This window comes from Streptomyces sp. NBC_00287, assembly GCF_036173105.1.
GTDB lineage: Bacteria > Actinomycetota > Actinomycetes > Streptomycetales > Streptomycetaceae > Streptomyces.
This window is the reverse complement of the sequence record NZ_CP108053.1, coordinates 2,219,368-2,240,618: the sequence shown is the minus strand read 5'-3', so window position 1 is coordinate 2,240,618 and position 21,251 is coordinate 2,219,368. Positions and strand designations below refer to the sequence as shown.

The following is a 21,251-nucleotide window of genomic DNA, read 5'->3' as shown; positions in this document are numbered from 1 at the left end:
AACGTGCGTGCCCAGGGATTCGAAGATGTGCACGGAATGGTCACGTTGGAGTGAACCCTCGTCAGCTTGCTGACGAACACCTCCGCGCACGCAATTCTTACCGGGTCCCAAGCCTGTCTCTCTGGGGGTCCCCCACCTTGAACGGCAACAACTTCCGCATGCCCGCACGCCGTTTCGCCACCGTCGCGACGGCCACGGCCCTCGCCGCCGGACCAGCGGCACTGGCCGGCGCGGGTTCCGCGCACGCCACCGACGACCAGGGCCGCGCGAGCGCCGTGGTCCTGCGCACCGGGCTCGATGTGTCCCTGCTCAACAAGACCGTGAACGTCCCGCTCGCGGTCTCCCTCAACGAGGTCCAGGCGCCGCAGAGCGCCGAGAGGACCGCGCTCACCGCCCAGTTGGACGGCGTGGACGGCGGACAGCCGTTCAACGTCCTGGGCGCGGAGGTGGCTTCGGCGAAGGCGACGGTGACCGACACGAAGGCCGAGGGCTCCACCAACCTCGCCCACGCCAAGCTCCATGTCCCCGGCCTGCCCCTGCTGTCCCTGATCGAACTGGAGGGCGTCACCTCGAAGGCGAGCTGCGAGGCCGGGAAGACCCCGACCGCCACCTCCAATCTGCTCGGAGCGGTGACGGTCCTCGGCAAGAAGGTCACGGTGACGACGGGTGGCACGACCGACGTCCAGGTGCCCGGCGTCGGCGAGGTCCGCCTGGACCTGTCCAAGACGCAGACCACATCGAGCACGGCGGCCGCCACCGGCCTCGAACTCACGGTGTCCGTCAACCCGTTGAAGCTGAACGTGGCCGAGGTGACCGGCACGGTCACGCTGGCGAAGGCCACCTGCGAAGCACCCACGGTCCAGAGCGAGGAACCCGAGGTGGAACCCCAGGGCGGCCCCGTCGACGAGGCGGGCCTCGCCGAGACCGGCGGCAACTCGATGACCCCGTACCTCGCGGGCGGCGCGGTCGTCCTGCTCGCCGCGGGCGGGGGAGCGATGGCGCTGGCCCGGCGCGGCAAGGGCTGAGAGGAAACGGTCCTTTCCGCGCATTGACGGGCAGTTGACCCAGCAGGAGGGTGGGCCACCCAGGACTCCGGGCCCAGGGCCCGGAGTCCACATCCTCGGGGGAGGACCACATGACCATCGACGACATCGAGGACACGAACATCGAGGGCACGCGGGAGCATGCCGTCCCGTTCCCGCGCCGCAGCGGCGTCTACGGACGGGAGCTGCCCCGCCCCACCGTCCCGGCCACGGGGGGCGCAAGCCCGCTCGTGCTCGAGGAACTCCGCGTCGACGTGGACGGCTTGATGCCCACCATGACCGTCAGCGGCACCAGGACCCAGCTCTTCGGCGGCAGGGTGACCTGGATCGCCAGGGTGGCCTGGGACGACGTACAACAGGGGTACACGGGAGAGATCTTCTACCGCGACGGGAAGGCGTCCCTCGTCCCGCACACGGACGTACTGGTGAAGCTGTTCGGCGGCTTCCCGTTCGGCGGGGAGCGCAGGGCACGCGTGACGTTCACCGGCGGACCGGCGGCCGTGACCCGCACCTTCGTCTTCCGGCGGGCCGCCTTCCGCGAGGTGGGCATCGAGTACGACTGCGCCAGCGACGCCACCGCGGTCACCGACTACCAGCTGCACGCGCACCCCAACCGCCCGGCCGATCTGCCGGACACCCACCTGACCATCCAGGACGCCTTCACCCGCCTCGGCATCGCCGTCACCAAGACCGGCGGCGACGACGTGGTCCCGGTCATCAAGGCGGGCACCGACGGCCTCTGGACCGACATCGAGATGCACGACGCCATGCAGGTGCACTGGTCCAAGTGGGCCGACGCCCCGCAGTGGCAGGTGTGGACGCTGTTCGCCGGTCAGCACATCCGGGGCAGCGGGCTCGGCGGGATCATGTTCGACGACATCGGCACCGCCCAGCGCCAGGGCTGCGCCGTCTTCAGCAACTCCTTCATCTCCGTCCCGCGCCCGGGCGACCCGCACTCGGACCAGGCCGTGCAGCGGCTGCGGTTCTGGACGGCCGTGCACGAGATCGGGCACACCTTCAACCTCGCCCACTCCTGGGACAAGGACGAGCACACCCGGTGGGTCCCGCTGACGGACGAGCCCCTCGCCCTCAGCTACATGAACTACCCGTTCCGCTACCCCGGCGGCGAGACCGCGTTCTTCGCCGACTTCCGGTACGGCTTCAGCGAGAACGAACTCCTCTTCCTGCGCCACGCCCCGGAACGCGTGGTCAAGCAGGGCGCCGCCCCGTGGTTCGACGAGCACGCCTTCGAACAGATCCGGCAGGCCACGCCGAACGCCCTGGAGCTCACCGTACGGGTCAGCAGGCCCGCCGCCCGCTTCGAGGCCCTGGAACCCGTGGTCGCCGAGGTGAAGCTGAAGAACACCTCGTTCGTGCCGATCGTGGTGGACCGCAACGCCCTGCTCGGCGACCGCCTGACCGTGATCATCTCGGCCGACGGCCGCGAGGCCCGCCAGTGGGTGCCGTACGCCCGCCACTGCTACCTGGACGACCCGTACGTCCTCAAGCCCGGCGAAGCGCTCTACGCGCCCCTGTTCCTCAGCGCCGGGCTCAACGGCTTCGACCTCGCCGAACCCGGGCGCTACCGGATCCACGCGATGCTGAACACCGGCCCCGGCGGCGAGATCCTCTCCGGGCCGCTCAGCATCGACGTCCGGCCGCCCAGGAGCCGCGAGGAGGAGCTGCTGGCCCCGGACGTCTACACCGACGAGGTCGGCCGGGTGCTCGCCCTCGGCGGCAGCCGCGGCCGCACACCCGCCCTCGACCGCGCCAACGACGTCCTGCGCGAGGCCATGGAACGGCTCCCCGACAGCGCGCTGGCCGTACACGCCGCTGCGGCCCTCAGCCGTACGGCGACCGTGCCGGGCCGGATCCTCGTCGAGGACCCCGACCAGCCGGCCAACCGAGAGTTCAGGGCCGTCGTACCCGACCCGGAACGGGCCCTGCCGCTGATCGAGAAGGCGTACGGCGACCCCGGCGCCGCGGCCGACACCCTCGGCCACATCGGTCTGACCCAGCAGGTCGAACAGGTGGCCGTCGCCCTGGCCGCGGGCGGCGAGGGCAGCACCCAGGAGGCGGTCCGGCTGACCACCGACCTGGCCGACACCCTCGACGCGCGCAACGTGCTGCCCTCCGTGGTCCAGTCCGTGCGGACCACCGCGGCGGAGCTGGCGGGCTGACGCTCAGCTCACCGGTGTGCCAGGGCCAACGCCCGGTCCAGCGCCTGGAGGAAGGAGTTGACCGTCACCCGGTCCCGCACCGCAAGACGCAGCCACTCCTCGTCCAGGCCGGGGAAGGTGTCCCCCCGGCGCACCGCGAACCCCAGGTCCCGCAGATGCCCTCGTACGGCCGCCGCCCTCGGCAGTCGTACGAGGACGAAGGGGCCCTCCGCCGGTTCCACCACCCGGAGGCCCTCGGGGGTGAACTCCCGCAGGCCCGCGACGAGATGGGCCCGGTCGGCGGCGATGCGGTGGGCCGCGTGGGCCGCCTCGGCCAGTGCGCGCGGCTCCACGCACGCTTCCGCCGCGGTCAGCGCCGGGGTGGACACCGGCCACAGCGGCTGGGCCCGCTCCAGTTCCGCGATCGTCTCCGGGGCGGCGAGGACATAGCCGATGCGCAGCCCGGCCAGGCCCCAGGTCTTGGTCAGGCTGCGCAGGACGACCAGGCCCGGTACGTCCGTGCGGCCCGCCAGGGCCTCGCGCTCGCCCGGGACCGCGTCCATGAACGCCTCGTCCACCACCAACGTCCGCCCGGGGCGGGCGAGTTCGGCGATCGAGTCCGCCGGGTGCAGGACCGAGGTCGGGTTCGTCGGGTTGCCGATGACGACCAGGTCCGCCTCCTCGGGGACGGCCGCCGCATCGAGCCGGAAGCCGTCCTCCTCGCGCAGCAGTACCCGGTCCACCGTGTGCCCGGCGTCCCGCAGCGCGGCCTCCGGCTCGGTGAACTGCGGGTGCACGACCACGGGCCGACGCACCTTCAGAGCGCGCGCCAGCAGCACGAACGCCTCCGCGGCGCCCGCCGTCAGCAGCACCCGCTCCACCGGCAGCCCGTGCCGCGCTGCCACCGCCGCCCGCGCGGCCCGCCCGTCCGGGTAGGCAGCGAGAGAGACGAGCGAGTCGGCGATACGGTCCCGCAGCCAGAGCGGCGGGGTGTCCGCGCGGACGTTCACCGCCAGGTCGACCAGCGCCGAGCCGTCGTCACGGACCTCCGCGTCCCCGTGGTGACGCAGGTCGTGGCTGCCCCCGGTGCGCATGTCCTCAGTGCGCATGGGAGTGCGCCCCGTGGTGGTGTCCGTGGTGGTGATGGTGGCCGTCGTCGTCGGGGTGGAAGTGCGGCTGCTGCGGCAGGCCGACCTTGTCCTCGAACCCCGGCAGCGCGATCCGGTACACACAGGAGTCGCAGTTCATCCGCAGATCGCCCTTGATCGCCTCCTCGTACCGCTCCATCACCAGATCCAGCAGCTCCGGCTCCGGGCCGATGACGTCCGCCGAGCGCACCTCGACCTCCGGGTGCGCGGCCGCCCAGCCCTCCGTCTGGTGCCGTACCCGGTCCGGAAGGATGCCGGTGAAGAGGAAGTAGGGGAGGACGACGATCCTGCGCGCCCCCAACTGCACGCACCGGTCGAGCCCGCTCGGCACATCCGGCGCCGCCAGCGACACGAACGCCGTCTCCACGCCCGCGTATCCGCGCCCCTCCCACAGCAGCCGGGCCGCCTTGTGCACCTCGGCGTTGGCGTCCGGGTCCGTCGACCCGCGCCCCACCAGCAACACGGTGACGTCCCTGCGCTCCTGCGGATCGCGCCCGCCCAGGGCCTCGTCCAGCCGCCGCTCCAGCACGTTCAGCAGCGCGGGGTGCGGGCCCAGCGGGCGGCCGTATGTGTAGGAGATCCCGGGGTGGCGCTCCTTCTCGCGGGTCAGCGCCGCCGGGATGTCGCCCTTGGCATGTCCGGCGGACACCAGCATCAGCGGCACCGCGACGAACCGGCGTACCCCCCGCTCGACCAGCTCGGTGACGGCCTCGCCGAGCGGCGGCGGGGACAGCTCGATGAAGCCGCCCGCGACGGGCAGTTCGGGGTGGCGGCGCCCCAACTCCCGTACGAAGTCGCGGAACGCCTCGGCTCCGGCATCGTCCCGGGTGCCATGACCGGCGATGAGCAGGGCGGGCGGCGGGGTGGTCACGATTTCTCCTGAGGGTGGGAAGTGGGGTGGTACAGCAGGGCGTTGAGCGCCGCCGAGGCGACCGCGGAACCGCCCTTCTCGGACACGTTGCTGACAGCGGGCAGCCCGCTCTCGCGCAACGCGGCCTTGGACTCGACCGCGCCGACGAAACCGACGGGCAGCCCGATGACGAGTACGGGGGAGGCATCCAGGGTCAGCAGCTCCTCCAGCGCGGTCGGCGCGTTCCCGATCACCCAGAGGGCGCCGGGCCCGACCTGCTCGTACGCGAGCCGGATGGCATGCGCCGAGCGCGTCAGACCGGGACCGGCCACGGCGTCCCTGAGCCGGCAGACGGTCTCCCGGCGGGTGATCCCGGCCGCCACCATCTCGACGTCCACGACGACGGGGGCGCCGGCGTGCAGGGCGGCGTGCGCCTTCTCCAAGTCGGCCTCGGCCATGACGAGATCGTCCGCGTACTCCAGATCGGCCGCGGAATGGATGACCCGCTCCACGACCGCCCGGGTCAGCGGCGGGAAGTGCGAGGTGTCCAGACGGGCGCGCAGCCGCCGGTAGGACTCCTCCTCGATCGGGTGGACCACGCGATTCACTTCGGGCCTTCCTGCCAGCGGTACCCGCGCGGCGTCACCATGCGCCCCGCGATGTTCCGGGTCGCCGTGTTGCCCACGGTCACCACCGTCATCATGTCGACCGTCGCCGGGTCCAGTTGCCCGAGTGTCGTCACCCGGGCGGCCTCGTCGGGCCGCGAGGCGTTGCGTACGACGCCGACGGGTGTCGTCGGCTCCCGGTGCCCGGCGAGGATCGCCAGCGCCTTGGGGAGCTGCCAGTCGCGGCCCCGGGAGCGGGGGTTGTAGAAGGTGACCACGATGTCCGCCTCGGCCGCCGCCCGCACCCGCCGCTCGATGATCTCCCACGGGGTGTGCAGATCGGACAGGCTGATCGAGACGTGGTCATGGCCGAGCGGTGCGCCGAGGATCGCCCCGGCCGCGAGCGCGGCGGTGACCCCGGGTACGCCGACCACCTCGATGTCGTCGCTCGCCTCCGCCAGCGCCGGGGAGGCCATGGCGTACACCCCAGCGTCCCCGCTGCCGATCAGAGCGACGGCGTGCCCCTTGCGGGCCTCGGCCACGGCCGTCCGCGCCCGCTCCTCCTCGGCCCCGAGCCCCGACTCCAGCACCCGGGTGCCGGGCCGGAGCAGATCGCGGATCTGGTCGACGTACTGATCGAGCCCGACGAGCACGGAAGCGCGCCGGAGCTCGGCCTTCGCACGCGGGGTGAGCAGGTCCCGGGCGCCGGGTCCGAGCCCGACCACCGCGAGCCGCCCGCGTGCGGGACGTCGTACGACCGCGCAGGTCGCCATGGCCGACTTCCGCTTGGGGACGAGGAGTTCACCGCCCTCCCTGAGCGCCGAGGCCTCGGCGACGGAGGGGGTGCCCACCGCGGCGAGGGGAGCCGCGGAGGGGTTGGGGACCTCGACGGCCGCGAGCCTTTCGGCGGAGTACGTCACCAGCGGCACTCCCAGCCGTTCGGCGGCCTCGACGATGCCGGGCTCCTCGGACTTGGCGTCCACGGTGGTGAGTTGGGCCACCGAATGGACCGACAGCCCTTCCAGCGAGCTGTGGATCAGCTCCAGGATCTCCTCCACCGGCGCCCCCTTCGAGGCGCCGACACCGACGACGAGGGACGGCGGGCGCAGGACGACCTCGCGCTCGGCGGGCTCGACGAGCCGGTCGGTCAGGCGGACGGTGTAGGCGCCCTCGTCGGCGACCTTCAGCGCGGGCAGGGGCCACGCCAACTCCGCCTCCAGAGCGACTGGTTCGCCGTCCAGCAGGGCCCGGGAGACCGCGGCGACATCGCCCTCCACCGGGAAGCCGAGCGTGTCGAGACCGGGCAGCCCGACGGCATCGGTCGCCGTCGTCACCACGGGCTGCGCGTCGAGCAACTCCGCGACCTCGACGGCGAGTTCATTGGCGCCGCCGCCATGTCCGCCGACCAGCGAGACGGCGAACCGCCCGCCCTCGTCGACGCAGACCACGCCAGGGTCGGTCCGCTTGTCACCGAGCAGCGGCGCGACCAGCCGCACCACCGCCCCCGTGGCCAGGAAGCACACGAGCTGCTCGCACTCCGCGAACGCGGCCCGTACGGAGTCCGCCACGGGACCCTCGTACACACGCGTACGGTCCGGCCACGCCGCGGCCAGCCGGTCCCGCGCAGCCGCCCCCGCCGCGGTGGCGGAAATCAGGCCGATCACTGAGCAACTCCTTCATCAGAAGCCGGGGGCCGCACGCCCCACAGCAGAAAAACAGGATTGGTCGCCGCCAGCCGGGAAACTTCCCCCGGCAGCGGCGTGAGCCGCGAGGACTGCAGCAGCACCCCGTCGCAGTCGAACCCGGCGCCCACGAGCGCCGCCCGGGCCGCCGGCACTCGGTCGAGCGCCGCCATGGCGACGACCACGGTCCGCCGGGCCCGCCGCGCACACGCGGTCACGATGGTGGGCAGCTCCTGCCCCCCGCCCCCGATGAACACGGCATCGGGATCGTCGAGATCGGACAGCACCGTGGGCGCCGCCCCGTGCACGGCCCGTACGTCGACCCCGTGTGCGGCGGCGTTGGCGCGGATCCGCTCGATTCCGTCCCGGGTCTTCTCGACCGCGGTGACGGCGGCGCCGAGCCGTGCGCACTCCACGGCCACCGAACCCGAGCCCGCGCCGACGTCCCAGACCATGTCACCGAGCCGGGGCCCGAGCCTGGCCAGCGCCAGGGCCCGCACCTCGAACTTGGTGATCATCGAGTCCCGGTGCGTGAACTCCGCCTCGTCCAGCGCCCATCCGGCGGGCCCGACGGGCGGCCCGGCGACCGTACGCACCGGCCCCAGCAGCCGCGTCTCGTCCAGGCACAGGACGACACTCACCGCCGTACCCCAATCGCGGGCCGCGGCCTCGGCGGGCGTGACCCGCTCGACCCGCTCCTCGGCGGTGCCGAGCGCGCAGGCGACGAGCAGGACCCGTGCGTCGCATCTGAGGGCGGCCCCCAGTTCGGCAGGCCCGGACCCGGGGCCCGTCAGCACCGCGACCTTCGGCCGCGCCCGGCACACATTGACGGCCGTACGCAACTCCCGCCCGTGCGCGCTGACCACGACCGCGTCGTCCCACGCCACGCCGGCCCGCGCGAACGCGGCGGCGACGGAGGAGACACCGGGCCGCACGTCCAGCGCGTCGGACCCGAACCGCTCGGCCAGCACCCGCACGATCCCGAAGAACCCCGGGTCGCCGGAGGCCAGCACGACCACCCGGTCCGACTTCTCCAGATAGCGCTCGATGACGTCCAGCGCCGGCCCCAGCGGACCGAGGACGACCTGCTCGGCATCGGCGGGGACGGGCGCGGCCTTGAGATGCCGCCGCCCGCCGACGACGAGCCGCGCCCCGTCCAGCACCTTGCCCGGAAACGGCGCCCCCGTCCCCGTACCGACGACCGTGATCATGTGCTCGCCCCGTGCTCGCGCAGCGCCCGACGGGCCTGCGGGTCGGCCTTGCGGAAGCCGTGGAAGTGACCGGGGTGGTACAGGTGCGAGCGGGTGCCGTGCGCGGAGAGCGCCGGGCCGACCAGGAAGAGCGTGTGCTTCCAGAGCTTGTGCTCCTTGACGGTCTCCTCCAGCGTGCTGATCGTGCACTTCACGATCAGCTCCTCCGGCCAGGTGGCCTGGTAGGCGACCACGACCGGGGTGTCGGTCGGATAGCCGCCCTCCAGCAGCTCCCGCACGAGCTGCCCGCTGCGGGCCGCGGACAGGAAGATCGCCATGGTGGTCCCGTGCTTGGCGAACTCCCGCACCTCCTCGCCGGGCGGCATCGGCGTCTTGCCGCCACCGAGCCGGGTCAGTACGACGGACTGCGCCACCTCGGGGATGGTCAGCTCGCGCTGAGCGAGCGCGGCGACGGCGGAGAAGGCGGAGACGCCCGGGATCACCTCGGTGGCGATCCCCATCTCGGCACACCGGTCGAGCTGCTCCTGGGTACCGCCCCACAAGGCGGGGTCACCGGAGTGAATACGAGCGACGTGCAGGCCCTCCGCCTGGGCCCGCTCGTAGACGGCGACGACGTCCTCGAGGGACATGGTCGCCGAGTCGAGGATCTCGGCGTCCTCGCGGGCATGCTGGAGGACCTCCGCCTGGACCAGGCTGGCCGCCCAGATCACCACATCGGCCTCGGCGATGGCACGCGCGGCACGGAACGTCAGCAGATCGGCGGCGCCGGGGCCGGCACCGACGATGGTCACCTTGCCGGTGGGGGCATCGGCCATGGGATCGGTCCTCTCGGTATTGCGTTCGGGGCGGAAAAGTCAGTGGGTGCGCGGGCGTCGGACCCGCACGGACGCGCGCCGATCCGATAGCAAGGCCCTATGGCGGTCTTCGTCGCGCTCGGCGCGTTCCTGATGACGCTGGTCGGCGGCTGGACGGCACAGCGCGTGACCGACCGCCGCCATCTGGTCCTGGGCCTGGCCGGCGGCCTGATGCTCGGCGTGGTCGGCCTCGACCTGCTGCCGGAGGCGCTGGAGGCGGCGGGCGAGGAGGTCTACGGCGTACCCGCCGCGCTGCTCCTGTTCGTGGCCGGCTTCCTCCTGGCCCACCTGGTGGAACGGCTGCTGGCCGCCCGTCAGGCCGCGCACGGCGCGGAGGAGAAGGACGGCCGGGCCCCCGAGGTGGGCCTGACGGCGGCCGCGGCGATGGTCGGCCACAGCGCCATGGACGGCGTGGCGATCGGCGCCGCCTTCCAGGTGGGCGGCGGCATGGGCACGGCGGTGGCCCTGGCCGTCATCGCCCATGACTTCGCGGACGGCTTCAACACGTACACGATCACCAGCCTGTACGGGAACGCCCGCCGCCGAGCCCTCGCCATGCTGTTCGCGGACGCGGTCGCGCCCGTGCTGGGCGCCGCCTGTACGACGTTCGTGACCGTCCCCGAGGGCCTGCTCGGCGGCTATCTCGGCCTGTTCGGCGGCGCGCTGCTCTATCTCGCGGCGGCGGAGATCCTCCCCGAGGCCCACCACGAACACCCGGCGGGACCGACGCTGCTGTGCACGATCGCCGGGGCCGGGTTCATCTGGCTGGTCGTAGGAATCTCGGGGTCTTGAGGCGCTCACAACTTCCCGCCCCGACCGCCCTCGCGCCGGGCGGGCGCGATGAGCGTGGAGAGGTACGGCAGCGGCGCCCCGTCGAGCTCGGCGGCGGGCCGGATGGACTCCTCGGCCAGCCCGAGCGCGGCCCCCCAGACGGCATCGTCGATCCGCCCGGTCTCCCGGAGCGCCTCGGCGACCTCACCGGCCTGCCGCCCGAACTTGTAGGCGACGACGGTCCCGGGCCCGGCGAGGGCGTCCTTGAGCACGGCGGCACCCGCGGTGACGGGAACGAGGGTGAGCGGCTCGGTGCCTTCGGTGAGCACGGCACCGGAGCGGGCGGCGAGATCCTGCATGGCGGTGATGCCGGGAACGGTCTCGATGACGGTGTCCGGCAGCAGCTCCCCGATGGTCAGGGCGAGATAGGTGAAGGTGGAGTACACGTTGGGATCGCCGATGGTGGCGAAGGCAACGACGGAGTGCTCCCGCAGCAGCTGCGCAACGCGCTCCCCGGCGGCGTCCCAGGCGGCCTCACGCCGAGCGCGGTCGCTGCGCTCATTGAGAGCGAAGACGACGCGGACGATTTTGCTCTGGTCGACGTAGTGCAGAACGGTGGCCTCGGCCCGCCCCCGCTCGCCGCCATCTTTTCCATCAAATGCAGCCATCACAGGTACTACGACGACATCGGCCGCGCGCAAGGCATTGACACCCTTGACGGTCACCAGCTCCGGATCGCCGGGACCCACCCCGACTCCGATCAACCTGCTGCTGCTCATGACGTCCGGCACCTCTCCACGAACCGACGGGCGACACCGGGCTGCGACGCCCAGTGTGTGTGCAGATAACTCGCGTGCACACCTTGTTGTACGAAACCTTCGACCCGCCGCACAGGAGCACGCACACCCCATGCGGGAGCCGCCCCGGCCCCCGGCTCGACGACGGTCCGATGAAACTCATGCCCCCGCATACGGACCCCGGCCCCGACAAGCGAACTGTCACTCACGGCAACGGCATCCCGATACCCGAGAGTGAGCCGCTCGGACATCCGCGCATCGGCATCAAGAACCCCACACATGGGCAGCCCATCGAGCTCCCGACACAGGTAAAGCAGCCCGGCACATTCGGCGGCGACGGGAGAGCCGCCGAGTGCGAGCTCGCTGATGGCCTTGCGCAGGGGTTCATTTGCGGACAACTCAGAGGCATAGACCTCGGGAAACCCACCCCCGATGACCAACCCCCGGGTGCCATCGGGCAGTTCTTCATCCCGCAGAGGATCAAAGGGAACGACTTCGGCACCGGCGGCGGTGAGCAACTCGGCATGCTCGGCGTAGGAGAACGTAAAGGCGGATCCACCGGCAACGGCAACTACCAGCCCGTCCGGCGTTTGAGGACGAGGCCCTTTAGGGGCCGAAGGGGGGTCTGGGGGCGCAGCCCCCAGGGATGGGACGGGTAGGGGCGGCGGGGGCGAAACTCGCACAGCCTCAGCCGCATCCCAAGTCGCACAAGACAACGCACCCGCACCTCGAGCCAGCCCCAGCAACGCCTCCAGATCGCACCCTGCCTCAACCTGCGCCGCCATGGCCGCCACCGCGTCCACGGCCGCAGAACGCCGCTCCGCAACCGGCACCAACCCCAGATGCCGAGAAGGCGTATCCACCTGAGAAACCCGCCGAAGCACCCCCAACACAGGCACCCCGACCGACTCCAACGCCTCCCGCAACAACACCTCATGCCGATCGGAAGCGACCTTGTTCAAGATCACCCCCCCGACCCGAACCTCCGGATCCCACGACACAAACCCATGCACCAGCGCCGCAACAGACCGAGACTGCGAAGACGCGTCCACAACCAGCACAACCGGCGCCCGCAACAACTTCGCCACCTGAGCCGTGGACGCAAGTTCACCTTCCCCCGCGGCCCCGTCGTACAGCCCCATCACACCCTCGACGACGGCAAGATCACACCCGAGCGCCCCATGAAGAAACAACGGCCCGACCAACTCCGGCCCACACAGATACGCATCGAGATTCCGCCCCACCCGCCCAGTCGCGAGCGCGTGATACCCGGGATCGATGTAATCCGGCCCCACCTTGTGCGGAGACACAACAAGCCCCCGCGCGGCGAACGCGGCCATCAGCCCCGTGGCAACGGTGGTCTTGCCACTGCCCGAAGAAGGCGCGGCAATGACCAGCCGAGGGACGGAAGAAGTCACCACTCGATGCCCCTCTGCCCCTTCTGCCCGGCGTCCATGGGGTGCTTGACCTTGGACATGTCGGTCACGAGGTCGGCGAAGTCGACGAGCTTCTCGGGAGCGTTCCGCCCGGTGATGACGACATGCTGGGTACCGGGCCGATCCCGAAGAACAGAGATCACCTCATCGGTGTCCACCCACCCCCAGTGCATGGGATAGGCGAACTCATCCAGCACATACAGCTTGTACGTCTCGGCAGCCAGATCCCGCTTGACCTGTTCCCAGCCCTCCCGGGCCTTGTCCTCATTGTCCATCTGGTCATCGCGCTGTACCCAGGACCAGCCCTCACCCATCTTGTGCCAGTCGACGGACCCGCCCTCCCCACTGGCCCCCAGCACCCGCAGCGCGTTCTCCTCGCCGACCTTCCACTTCGCCGACTTGACGAACTGGAACACCCCGATCGGCCACCCCTGATTCCAGGCACGCAGCGCAAGCCCAAAAGCAGCGGTCGACTTGCCCTTGCCAATGCCCGTATGCACAACGACCAACGGCCGATTACGCCGCTGACGCGTAGTCAGCCCATCGTCCGGAACCACACTCGGCTGCCCCTGAGGCATTACGCGGCCCTCCTCTGTACGTCCTTCACCAGACCGGCGATCGAGTCGGCCCGCAACTCGTCCAACGTCACCGCCGTACCGCCCAGCTCGCCGGCCAACTGCCCGGCGAGCCACAGCCGCACGGGCCCGGACTCACAGTCGACGACAACCGACGCGACCCCTTCGGCAGCGAACAGCCGAGCCGCCCGCCCGGCCAGCGCGACCGGCTCGGGCCCACCGGTGGCCCGCCCATCGGTCACCACGACGACAAGCGCCCGCCGCGCAGGATCCCGAAGCCGCTCCACCCGCAACACGTCATGCGCCTTGAGCAGCCCAGCGGCGAGCGGCGTACGCCCACCCGTGGGCAACGACTCCAACCGAGCCGCGGCCGCGTCGACGGACGACGTCGGCGGCAACGCGACATCCGCCGCCGAGCCCCGGAACGTCACCAACCCCACCTTGTCCCGCCGCTGATAGGCGTCCAGCAACAGCGAGAGCACAGCACCCTTTACGGCACTCATCCGCTGCCGGGCCGCCATCGACCCGGACGCGTCGACCACGAACAGCACGAGGTTGCCCTCACGCCCCTCCCGGGTCGCCTGCCGCAGATCGTCCCGCCGTACGACAAGCCCCCGCCCGGACCGCCCACGGGCCCGCTGATGCGGCGCGGCCGCCTGCACGGTCGCCGCGAGGTGCAGCTTGGTCAGCGCCCCCCGAGGCCGCCGCGCACCGGTCGTCCGACCGTGCTCGGTCCGAGCCCGCGAACGCCGACCCGAGGCCCCCTCACCGATCCCGGGCACGCTCAGCACCTTGGTGCGGAAGGGCTCGGAGGCCCGTACGGGCTGCTGCTCGCCGGCTCCCGAGGGCTGCGGCTCACCGTCCTCACCGGCCTCGGGCCGCGCACCCGTGTCCCCGCCCTGCGGACCGGAGTCACCGGCATCCGGCTCGGGCGAACCGCCGCCCCCACCGGGCCCGTCGGGATCGGGGTCCTCGTCGTCCTCGCCGGAGAACTCCTCCAGCGTCTGGTCCAGCTTGTCCTCGTCAAGTCCGGGCGCGTCGAAGGGATTACGCCGCCGCCGGTGCGGCAGCGCGAGCAGCGCGGCCTGCCGTACGTCCTCGGCCAGCACCTCCGTCCGCCCGGCCCACGCGGCCAACGCGGTGGCGGTACGCGCCATCACGATGTCCGCGCGCATCCCGTCCACCTCGAAGGCCGCACAGGTCGCCGCGATCTGCCGAAGCGCCCCGTCCCCGAGCCGCACCGACGGCAACAACTCCCGTGCGGCGACGATCCGTTGACGTACGGACGCCTCCTCGTCCGCCCAACGGCCCGCGAACCCGCCCGGATCGTCGTCGTAGGCGAGCCGCCGCCGTACGACCTCCACCCGCTGATCGGGCTCCCGCGAGGCCGTGACCTCCACGGTCAGTCCGAACCGGTCGAGGAGCTGCGGCCTGAGCTCGCCCTCCTCGGGGTTCATGGTGCCGACGAGCAGGAACTTCGCGGCGTGCCGTACGGAGACACCCTCCCGCTCCACGTACGACGCACCCATCGCGGCGGCGTCGAGCAGCAGGTCGACCAGGTGGTCGTGGAGGAGGTTGACCTCGTCGACGTAGAGGATGCCGCGGTGCGCGTCGGCGAGCAGACCGGGCTCGAAGGCCTTGACGCCCTCCGCGAGCGCCCGCTCGATGTCGAGGGCGCCCACGAGCCGGTCCTCGGAGGCGCCGACGGGGAGTTCGACCATGCGGGCGGGGCGTGCGGTGCCGTTACCGGGCTCGTGCGGTCCGTCCGGGCAGGCGGGGTCCGGCTGAGCCGGGTCGCAGGAGAACCGGCATCCGGGGACGACGGTCACCTCGGGCAGCAGCGCCGAAAGGGCGCGTACCGCCGTCGACTTGGCGGTGCCCTTCTCGCCGCGCACCAGTACACCGCCGACGGCCGGCGACACGGCGTTCAGCAGCAGCGCGAGCCGTAGATCGTCCTGGCCGACTACGGCCGTGAACGGGAAGGGAGTGGTCACTGGTCGCCCTCCAAGTCGCCTTCCAGCTCCAGATATGTGGCCCGCAGCCGCTCCAGCGTCTCCGCGTCCGGCTCGGCCCACAGGCCACGGTCCGCCGCCTCCAGCAGCCGCTCGGTGATCCCGCGCAGCGCCCAGGGGTTGGACTCCTTCATGAAGTCCCGGTTCTCCGGGTCGAAGACGTACTCGGCGCTGAGCTTCTCGTACATCCAGTCGTCCACGACCCCGGCGGTGGCGTCGTAACCGAAGAGGTAGTCGACGGTCGCCGCCATCTCGAAGGCGCCCTTGTAGCCGTGCCGGCGCATCGCCGCCATCCAGCGCGGGTTGACCACCCGGGCCCGGAAGACGCGGTGCGTCTCCTCGCCGAGCGTGCGGGTCTTGACCTGGTCGGGGGTGGCGGAGTCGCCGACGTACGCCTCGGGGGAGGCGCCCGTCAGATGGCGCACCATGGCGACCATGCCGCCGTGGTACTGGAAGTAGTCGTCGGCGTCGACCAGGTCGTGCTCGCGGGTGTCGACGTTCTTCGCCGCCACCGCGATCCGCCTGAACGCCGTCTCCATGTCCCCGCGCGCCGCCCGCCCGTCGAGCCCGCGACCGTAGGCGTAGCCGCCCCACACCGCGTACACCTCGGCCAGGTCGGCGTCGGAGCGCCAGTTGCGGGCGTCGATGAGCGGCAGCAGACCGGCGCCGTACGCGCCCGGCTTGGAGCCGAAGACCCGGGCGGTCGCCCGCCGTCGGTCACCGTGCTCGGCGGTGTCCTCGTCCACATGGGCCCGTACGAAGTTGGACTCGGCGGGCTCGTCCAGCTCGGCCACCGCCCGCACCGCGTCGTCGATCAGCGCGACCACATGCGGGAACGCGTCCCGGAAGAACCCGGAGATGCGGACGGTGACGTCGATGCGCGGCCGCCCCAGCTCCTCCAGAGCTACCACCTCGAACCCGGTGACCCGGCGCGAGGCGTCGTCCCACACCGGACGGCAGCCCAGCAGCGCCAGGATCTCCGCGATGTCGTCGCCCTGGGTGCGCATGGCGGAGGTGCCCCACACCGTGAGCCCGACGGACTTCGGGTACTGACCGGTGTCCTGCAGATACCGGGCGACCAGCGAGTCGGCGAGGGACTGGCCGACCTCCCAACTCAGCCGGGAGGGAATGGCCTTGGGGTCGACGGAGTAGAAGTTCCGGCCGGTCGGCAGGACGTTGACCAGGCCGCGGGTCGGCGACCCGGAGGGGCCGGCCGGGACGTAACCGCCGTCCAGGGCCCGCAGAATGTGCCCGATCTCGTCCGTCGTCCGGGCCAGACGCGGTACGACCTCGTTGCAGGCGAACTCCAACACGGCGACGGCGTCGGGCAGTTCGGTGCCGACCACCTCGCGCACGAGCGCCGGAACCGCGGCGGCCCGCCACTCCCGCTCCTCCATGCCCTCCGCGACCCGGCGGCACAGCTGCTCCAGCAGATCGATCGCGTCGGCGGCCGACCGCGACGGACCCTCGACCAGCTCGGACAGCTCGACCGGCACCTTCACCGGCGCGCCCGGCTCGGCCAGCAACTCCTTCTCGCTGAGCCCGAAATGGGCCGCGAACGAGGACCGGAGCCCCGGCAGGGCGTTCGCCTGTCCGCCCCACACCTGCGAGGCGCGCAACACGGCGAGCACCAGGTTCACCCGAGGCTCACCGACCGGACCGCCACCCAGGATGTGCAGACCGTCGCGGATCTGCACATCCTTGATCTCGCACAGATAGCCGTCGATGTGCATGACGAACGAGTCGAAGTCGTCGTCGTCCGGCTGGTCCTCGACATGCAGATCGTGGTGCAGCTCGGCCGCCTTCACCAGCGTCCAGATCTGCGCTCGGACGGCCGGCGCCTTCGTCGGATCGAGGTCGCTCACCAGCGCGTACTCGTCGAGGAGTTGCTCCAGCTTGGCCAGATCGCCGTAGGTGTCGGCGCGCGCCATCGGCGGTACGAGGTGGTCGACGACCGTGGCGTGCCCGCGCCGCTTGGCCTGGGTGCCCTCGCCGGGGTCGTTGACGATGAACGGGTAGATCAGCGGGAGTTCACCGAGCACGGCGTCCGGCGCACAGCCTCCGCTGAGCCCGAGCCCCTTGCCGGGCAGCCACTCCATCGTGCCGTGCTTGCCCATGTGGACGATGGCGTCGGCGCCGAAGGAGTTCTCCAGCCAGCGGTAGGCGGCCATGTAGTGGTGGGACGGCGGCATGTCCGGGTCGTGGTAGATCGCGATCGGGTTCTCGCCGAAGCCGCGCGGCGGCTGGATCATCACGACGACATTGCCGAACTGGAGGGACGCGAGCACGATCTCGTCCCCGTCGACATACAGCGACCCCGGCGGCTCGCCCCACGCCTCCAGCATGGCGTCCCTGAGCTCCGGGTCGAGCTTGTCGAACCACGCCTGATAGTCGGCCAGCGGCACCCGTGCGGGCGCGGAGGCCAGCTGCTCCTCGGTAAGCCACTCGACGTCATGACCACCGGCCTCGATGAGCCGGTGGATCAACTCGTCGCCGCCGGAGGGGTATTCGGTGAGGGAGTACCCGGCCTCTCGCAGCGCGTCCAGCACCCGCACCGCCGAAGCGGGCGTGTCGAGCCCGACCGCGTTGCCGACGCGGGAGTGCTTGGTCGGGTAGGCGGTGAAGACGAGCGCCAGCTTCTTCTCGGCGTTCGGCTTGTGCTTCAACCGCGCATGCCGTACGGCGATTCCGGCGACGCGCGCGGCCCGCTCGGGGTCGGCGACGTACACCGGGACGTCGTCGGGCCCCTGCTCCTTGAAGGAGAAGGGCACCGTGATGAGCCGCCCGTCGAACTCCGGGATCGCGACCTGCATGGCCGCGTCCATGGGGGAGAGGGCGGCATCGGACTCGTCCCAGGTTTTTCGTGACGAGGTCAGACAAAGCCCTTGCAGGACAGGGATGTTGAGGTCGGCGAGAGCGCCGATGTCCCACGCCTCCTCGTCACCGCCGGCCGACGCCTGCGAGGCGTGCGTACCGCCGGCGGCGAGGACCGTGGCGACGAGGGCATCGGCCTTGCCGAGGATCTCGTACAGCTCCGGGTCCGCGCCGCGCAGCGAACCGCAGTACACGGGAAGGGCGTTGACGCCCCGTGCCTCGATGGCTTCGCACAGGGTGTCCACGAAGGCGGTGTTGCCGCTGAGCTCGTGGGCCCGGTAGAAGAGCACGCCGACGGTGGGGCGGCCCGGCCGGAGTTCACGGCTGTCATGGACGCCGTACTCCGGCATCTTCTGCGGCTCGACGAAGCCCTCGCCCGTCAGCAGCACGGTGTCCGAGAGGAACCGGGCGAGTTCGGTGAGGTTGGCGGGCCCGCCCTCGACGAGGTACTTCAGCGCCTCGGCGACGACACCGGCGGGGACCGAGGACTCGGCCATCAACTCGGCGTCCGGGACGGTCTCGCCGCCCAGCAGCACGGTGGGGATGCCGGACGCCTTCAGCGTGGCGAGCCCGTCCTCCCAGGCCCGCTTGCCACCGAGCAGCCGTACGACGGCGATGTCGGAGCCCTCGATGAGGGCGGGCAACTCCTCGGCGACGTCCACGCGGGTCGGATTGCCGATCCGGTAGGAGGCACCGGACGCAGCCCTGGCCGCCAGCAGATCCGTGTCGGCGGTGGACAACAACAACACTGTGCTCATGCGGGCGCTCCCGGTGGAATGAAAGGCAGTCCTTGCGGCGCGCCCGACTCGATGAGCCGCCAGAGCGCGTCGGTGTCCGCGTGTTGTTCGATCAGATCGCCGAGCCGGTCGAGCTGCTCCTCGCGCAGCGCGGCGAACGTTGTGTCCGGTGCCGGTACGAAGCGGCGGCCCGCGGCGGCCGCCACCTCGCGCAGAAAGGCCCGCCGGAAGCCGTCCGACTCCAGCGAGCCGTGCCAGTGCGTGCCCCAGGTCTGTTCGACCCGGCAGCCGTCGAGGAAGGGTTCACCGCCGTTTATGGAAGCGACCCCGTGATGGATCTCGTACCCCTCGACCTGCTCGCCGAGGGCTTCCCCGGTCGGCCGGGTGAGGGTCTTCTCGCGCGCGAACCGCACCCGCACGGGCAGGATGCCGAGCCCCTCGACATGGCCCCTGCGGCTCTCGACCTCGTCCTCGATGTGCTCGCCGAGGATCTGGAAGCCGCCACAGATGCCGAGGATGGGCTTCTGCTCCGAGGCCCTGCGGATCAGCGCCTCCGCAAGGCCCCGCTCGCGCAGCCACTCCAGCGCCTTGACGGTCCCCCGGGTACCGGGCACGACGACGAGGTCGGCGTCGGCCAGTTCCTCGGGCCGGTCCACGAACCGTACGACGACGCCGGGTTCGGCGGCGAGGGCGTCGACGTCGGTGAAGTTGGACATGAGGGGGACGGCACAGACGGCGACGCGCAGGACGTCCTCGCCGACGGGGGAGGAGACCTGGGACTCGCGCACGGTCCCCCGCAGGGAGACGCGCAGCCCGTCCTCCTCGTCGATGCCGAGGCCGTGCTGGAAGGGCAGGACGCCGTAGGTGTGCCGCCCGGTGAGGCCATGGAGCATGTCGAGCCCGGGTTCGAGGAGGCTGACGTCCCCCCGGAACTTGTTCACGAGGAACCCGGCGACCAGCTTCTGGTCCTCTTCGGAGAGCAGGGCGACGGTCCCGAAGAAGGAGGCGAAGACGCCGCCCCGGTCGATGTCACCGACCACGACCACGGGCAGCCCGGCGTTGCGGGCGATCCCCATGTTGACGATGTCGGTCCGCCGCAGATTGATCTCGGCGGGGCTGCCCGCCCCCTCGCAGATCACCGCGTCATACGTGCCCCGCAACTCGGCGAGACAGTCGAGCACGGTCCCGAGCAACTGCTGCTGCCGCCCCCCGTGATACCCGCGCGCACTGAGCTCACCCACCGGCTTGCCCATCAGCACGACCTGACTGCTCTGGTCGCCACCGGGCTTGAGCAGCACGGGATTCATGAGCGCGCTCGGCTCTGTTCGGCACGCCTGTGCCTGCATGGCCTGGGCCCGCCCGATCTCGGCGCCTTCGCGCGTGACGAACGAATTGAGGGACATGTTCTGCGCCTTGAAGGGCGCGACCTTGACCCCTTGCCGGACCAGCCAGCGACAGATCCCGGCCGTGACCACACTCTTACCGGCGTCGGAGGTGGTACCGGCGACGAGGAGCCCTCCGCCGCTCATGACCGCTTCCCCTTCACGACGCGGCGCGCGACGACACTGACCCCCAGCGCAAGCAGGCTCACCCGCCGGGACAGCCGTACGGCCCGCTCGATGTCCCCGACCTCCACAGCACGCCCCTCCCCGTTCAACACCGGCCGATGCTCGATGCGCCCGCCGTACGCCAAGGTCCCCCCGAGCCGCACCCCCAGCGCCCCCGCGAACGACGCCTCCACCGGCCCCGCGTTGGGGCTCGGATGCTTCGAGGCATCGGCCCGCCAGGCCTGTACGGCCCCCCGGGCATTCCCTCCCGCCGCGGCGGCGAGTACGGCCGTCAGGCGCGCCCCCGGCCACCCGGCGACGTCGTCGAGGCGAGCGGAAGCCCAGCCGTAGCGCCGGTAACGGGCCGACTTGTGGCCGACCATGGCGTCAAGGGTGTTCACGGCCCGAAACCCGACAAGCCCAGGTACTCCGCCCAAGGCCCCCCACACCAAGGCCCCCACGACGGCATCGGAGGTGTTCTCGGCGACGGACTCGACAACGGCCCGCGCGATCCCGTCAGCGTCCAGCGCCTGAGGATCCCGCCCGCACAAATGCGGCAGCCGGGCCCGAGCGGCCTCGACGTCCCCCTGGTGGAGCGCCTGCCCGATGACCCGAGCCTCCCGGACGAGCGAAGTCCCGCCGACGACGGCCCAGGTGGCTACGCCGGTGAGCGCGACGGAGGCGGCAGGGGAGCGGCGTACGGCCCCCGCGGCGAGGGCACCCAGAGCCACGGCGCCACCGGCGCACACGGTCGTGTGCAGTGCGCCCCGGCCACGGTCGTCGCGCCACAACAGCCGTTCCACGGCACCCGCGGCCCGCCCGAACGCGGCGACCGGATGCCCGCGGCGCGGATCGCCGAGGAGCAGATCACCGAGGAGGCCGGCGGCGGCGCCGTACGCGAAGACGCGATCGGCCCGCATCGGCTCAGCCGATCGCGGAGTCAGACGCGG

16 protein-coding genes are annotated in these 21,251 nt (G+C 71.6%); 3 read left to right on the top strand and 13 right to left on the bottom strand.

Annotation, left to right across the window (positions count from 1 at the left end; genetic code table 11):
• Positions 1-137: 137 nt before the first annotated feature.
• Positions 138-1,025 (top strand): SCO1860 family LAETG-anchored protein, encoded by an 888-nt coding sequence (locus tag OHT76_RS10205; RefSeq protein ID WP_328870447.1) that lies wholly within the window; start codon positions 138-140, stop codon positions 1,023-1,025.
• 110 nt (positions 1,026-1,135) lie between these two features.
• Entirely contained in the window at positions 1,136-3,223 is a 2,088-nt protein-coding gene (locus OHT76_RS10200) for a hypothetical protein (protein ID WP_328870446.1), read from the top strand.
• An 8-nt stretch (positions 3,224-3,231) separates the two neighbouring features.
• Here OHT76_RS10200 and cobC read toward each other — a convergent pair whose 3' ends face one another.
• The 6 genes from cobC to cobM are packed head-to-tail and all read right to left on the bottom strand — an operon-like array spanning position 3,232 to position 9,513.
• A complete protein-coding gene (cobC, locus tag OHT76_RS10195; RefSeq protein ID WP_328876492.1) occupies positions 3,232-4,296 on the bottom strand; it encodes an Rv2231c family pyridoxal phosphate-dependent protein CobC in 1,065 nt (354 codons plus the stop codon).
• A gap of 4 nt (positions 4,297-4,300) precedes the next feature.
• The gene (locus OHT76_RS10190) at positions 4,301-5,221 is read right to left on the bottom strand and encodes a sirohydrochlorin chelatase (protein WP_328870445.1); all 921 of its coding nucleotides are present in this window, start codon (positions 5,219-5,221) and stop codon (positions 4,301-4,303) included.
• Positions 5,218-5,808, bottom strand: coding sequence for a precorrin-8X methylmutase (locus OHT76_RS10185; protein WP_328870444.1), 591 nt, complete (start codon positions 5,806-5,808; stop codon positions 5,218-5,220). The genes OHT76_RS10190 and OHT76_RS10185 overlap by 4 nt, the downstream gene beginning before the upstream one ends.
• Positions 5,805-7,469 (bottom strand): precorrin-3B C(17)-methyltransferase, encoded by a 1,665-nt coding sequence (gene cobJ / locus OHT76_RS10180; protein ID WP_328870443.1) that lies wholly within the window; start codon positions 7,467-7,469, stop codon positions 5,805-5,807. The genes OHT76_RS10185 and cobJ overlap by 4 nt, the downstream gene beginning before the upstream one ends.
• Positions 7,466-8,698, bottom strand: a complete 1,233-nt coding sequence (cbiE, locus tag OHT76_RS10175) for a precorrin-6y C5,15-methyltransferase (decarboxylating) subunit CbiE (RefSeq protein ID WP_328870442.1) — start codon at positions 8,696-8,698, stop codon at positions 7,466-7,468. The genes cobJ and cbiE overlap by 4 nt, the downstream gene beginning before the upstream one ends.
• Positions 8,695-9,513, bottom strand: coding sequence for a precorrin-4 C(11)-methyltransferase (gene cobM / locus OHT76_RS10170; protein WP_328870441.1), 819 nt, complete (start codon positions 9,511-9,513; stop codon positions 8,695-8,697). The genes cbiE and cobM overlap by 4 nt, the downstream gene beginning before the upstream one ends.
• A 99-nt stretch (positions 9,514-9,612) precedes the next feature.
• Here cobM and OHT76_RS10165 point away from each other — a divergent pair, with 99 nt between their 5' ends.
• Positions 9,613-10,344 carry a ZIP family metal transporter gene (locus OHT76_RS10165; RefSeq protein WP_328870440.1) on the top strand — a complete coding sequence of 244 codons (732 nt, stop codon included), beginning with the start codon at positions 9,613-9,615 and terminating at the stop codon, positions 10,342-10,344.
• Between the two features lie 5 nt (positions 10,345-10,349).
• On the opposite strand, the gene cobI is transcribed toward OHT76_RS10165, so the two are convergent.
• From cobI to OHT76_RS10130, 7 genes are read right to left on the bottom strand one after another with little or no spacing between them, the layout of a single operon-like run.
• Positions 10,350-11,114 carry a precorrin-2 C(20)-methyltransferase gene (gene cobI, locus OHT76_RS10160; RefSeq protein ID WP_328870439.1) on the bottom strand — a complete coding sequence of 255 codons (765 nt, stop codon included), beginning with the start codon at positions 11,112-11,114 and terminating at the stop codon, positions 10,350-10,352.
• Positions 11,099-12,538, bottom strand: coding sequence for a cobyrinate a,c-diamide synthase (locus tag OHT76_RS10155; protein WP_443049757.1), 1,440 nt, complete (start codon positions 12,536-12,538; stop codon positions 11,099-11,101). The genes cobI and OHT76_RS10155 overlap by 16 nt, the downstream gene beginning before the upstream one ends.
• Positions 12,535-13,134, bottom strand: coding sequence for a cob(I)yrinic acid a,c-diamide adenosyltransferase (cobO, locus tag OHT76_RS10150; protein WP_328870437.1), 600 nt, complete (start codon positions 13,132-13,134; stop codon positions 12,535-12,537). Before cobO ends, OHT76_RS10155 begins: the two co-directional genes overlap by 4 nt.
• Positions 13,134-15,125 (bottom strand): putative cobaltochelatase, encoded by a 1,992-nt coding sequence (locus OHT76_RS10145; protein WP_328870436.1) that lies wholly within the window; start codon positions 15,123-15,125, stop codon positions 13,134-13,136. The genes cobO and OHT76_RS10145 overlap by 1 nt, the downstream gene beginning before the upstream one ends.
• Positions 15,122-18,775: a cobaltochelatase subunit CobN gene (cobN, locus tag OHT76_RS10140; protein ID WP_328870435.1), complete on the bottom strand. Its 3,654-nt coding sequence runs from the start codon at positions 18,773-18,775 to the stop codon at positions 15,122-15,124. The genes OHT76_RS10145 and cobN overlap by 4 nt, the downstream gene beginning before the upstream one ends.
• The gene (locus tag OHT76_RS10135; protein WP_328870434.1) at positions 18,772-20,283 is read right to left on the bottom strand and encodes a cobyric acid synthase; all 1,512 of its coding nucleotides are present in this window, start codon (positions 20,281-20,283) and stop codon (positions 18,772-18,774) included. Before OHT76_RS10135 ends, cobN begins: the two co-directional genes overlap by 4 nt.
• Complete coding sequence (locus tag OHT76_RS10130; RefSeq protein ID WP_328870433.1) at positions 20,280-21,221, bottom strand: cobalamin biosynthesis protein; 942 nt, start codon at positions 21,219-21,221, stop codon at positions 20,280-20,282. The genes OHT76_RS10135 and OHT76_RS10130 overlap by 4 nt, the downstream gene beginning before the upstream one ends.
• Positions 21,222-21,251 lie beyond the last annotated feature (30 nt).

What these genes read in the sequence shown, in the direction of transcription:
- cobC (WP_328876492.1), bottom strand. Translation starts at nt 4,296, where the DNA reads ATGCGCACCGGGGGCAGCCACGACCTGCGTCACCACGGGGACGCGGAG.
- OHT76_RS10135 (WP_328870434.1), bottom strand. Translation starts at nt 20,283, where the DNA reads ATGAGCGGCGGAGGGCTCCTCGTCGCCGGTACCACCTCCGACGCCGGT.
- cbiE (WP_328870442.1), bottom strand. Translation starts at nt 8,698, where the DNA reads ATGATCACGGTCGTCGGTACGGGGACGGGGGCGCCGTTTCCGGGCAAG.
- OHT76_RS10130 (WP_328870433.1), bottom strand. Translation starts at nt 21,221, where the DNA reads ATGCGGGCCGATCGCGTCTTCGCGTACGGCGCCGCCGCCGGCCTCCTC.
- OHT76_RS10165 (WP_328870440.1), top strand. Translation starts at nt 9,613, where the DNA reads ATGGCGGTCTTCGTCGCGCTCGGCGCGTTCCTGATGACGCTGGTCGGC.
- OHT76_RS10200 (WP_328870446.1), top strand. Translation starts at nt 1,136, where the DNA reads ATGACCATCGACGACATCGAGGACACGAACATCGAGGGCACGCGGGAG.
- cobM (WP_328870441.1), bottom strand. Translation starts at nt 9,513, where the DNA reads ATGGCCGATGCCCCCACCGGCAAGGTGACCATCGTCGGTGCCGGCCCC.
- cobO (WP_328870437.1), bottom strand. Translation starts at nt 13,134, where the DNA reads ATGCCTCAGGGGCAGCCGAGTGTGGTTCCGGACGATGGGCTGACTACG.
- cobN (WP_328870435.1), bottom strand. Translation starts at nt 18,775, where the DNA reads ATGAGCACAGTGTTGTTGTTGTCCACCGCCGACACGGATCTGCTGGCG.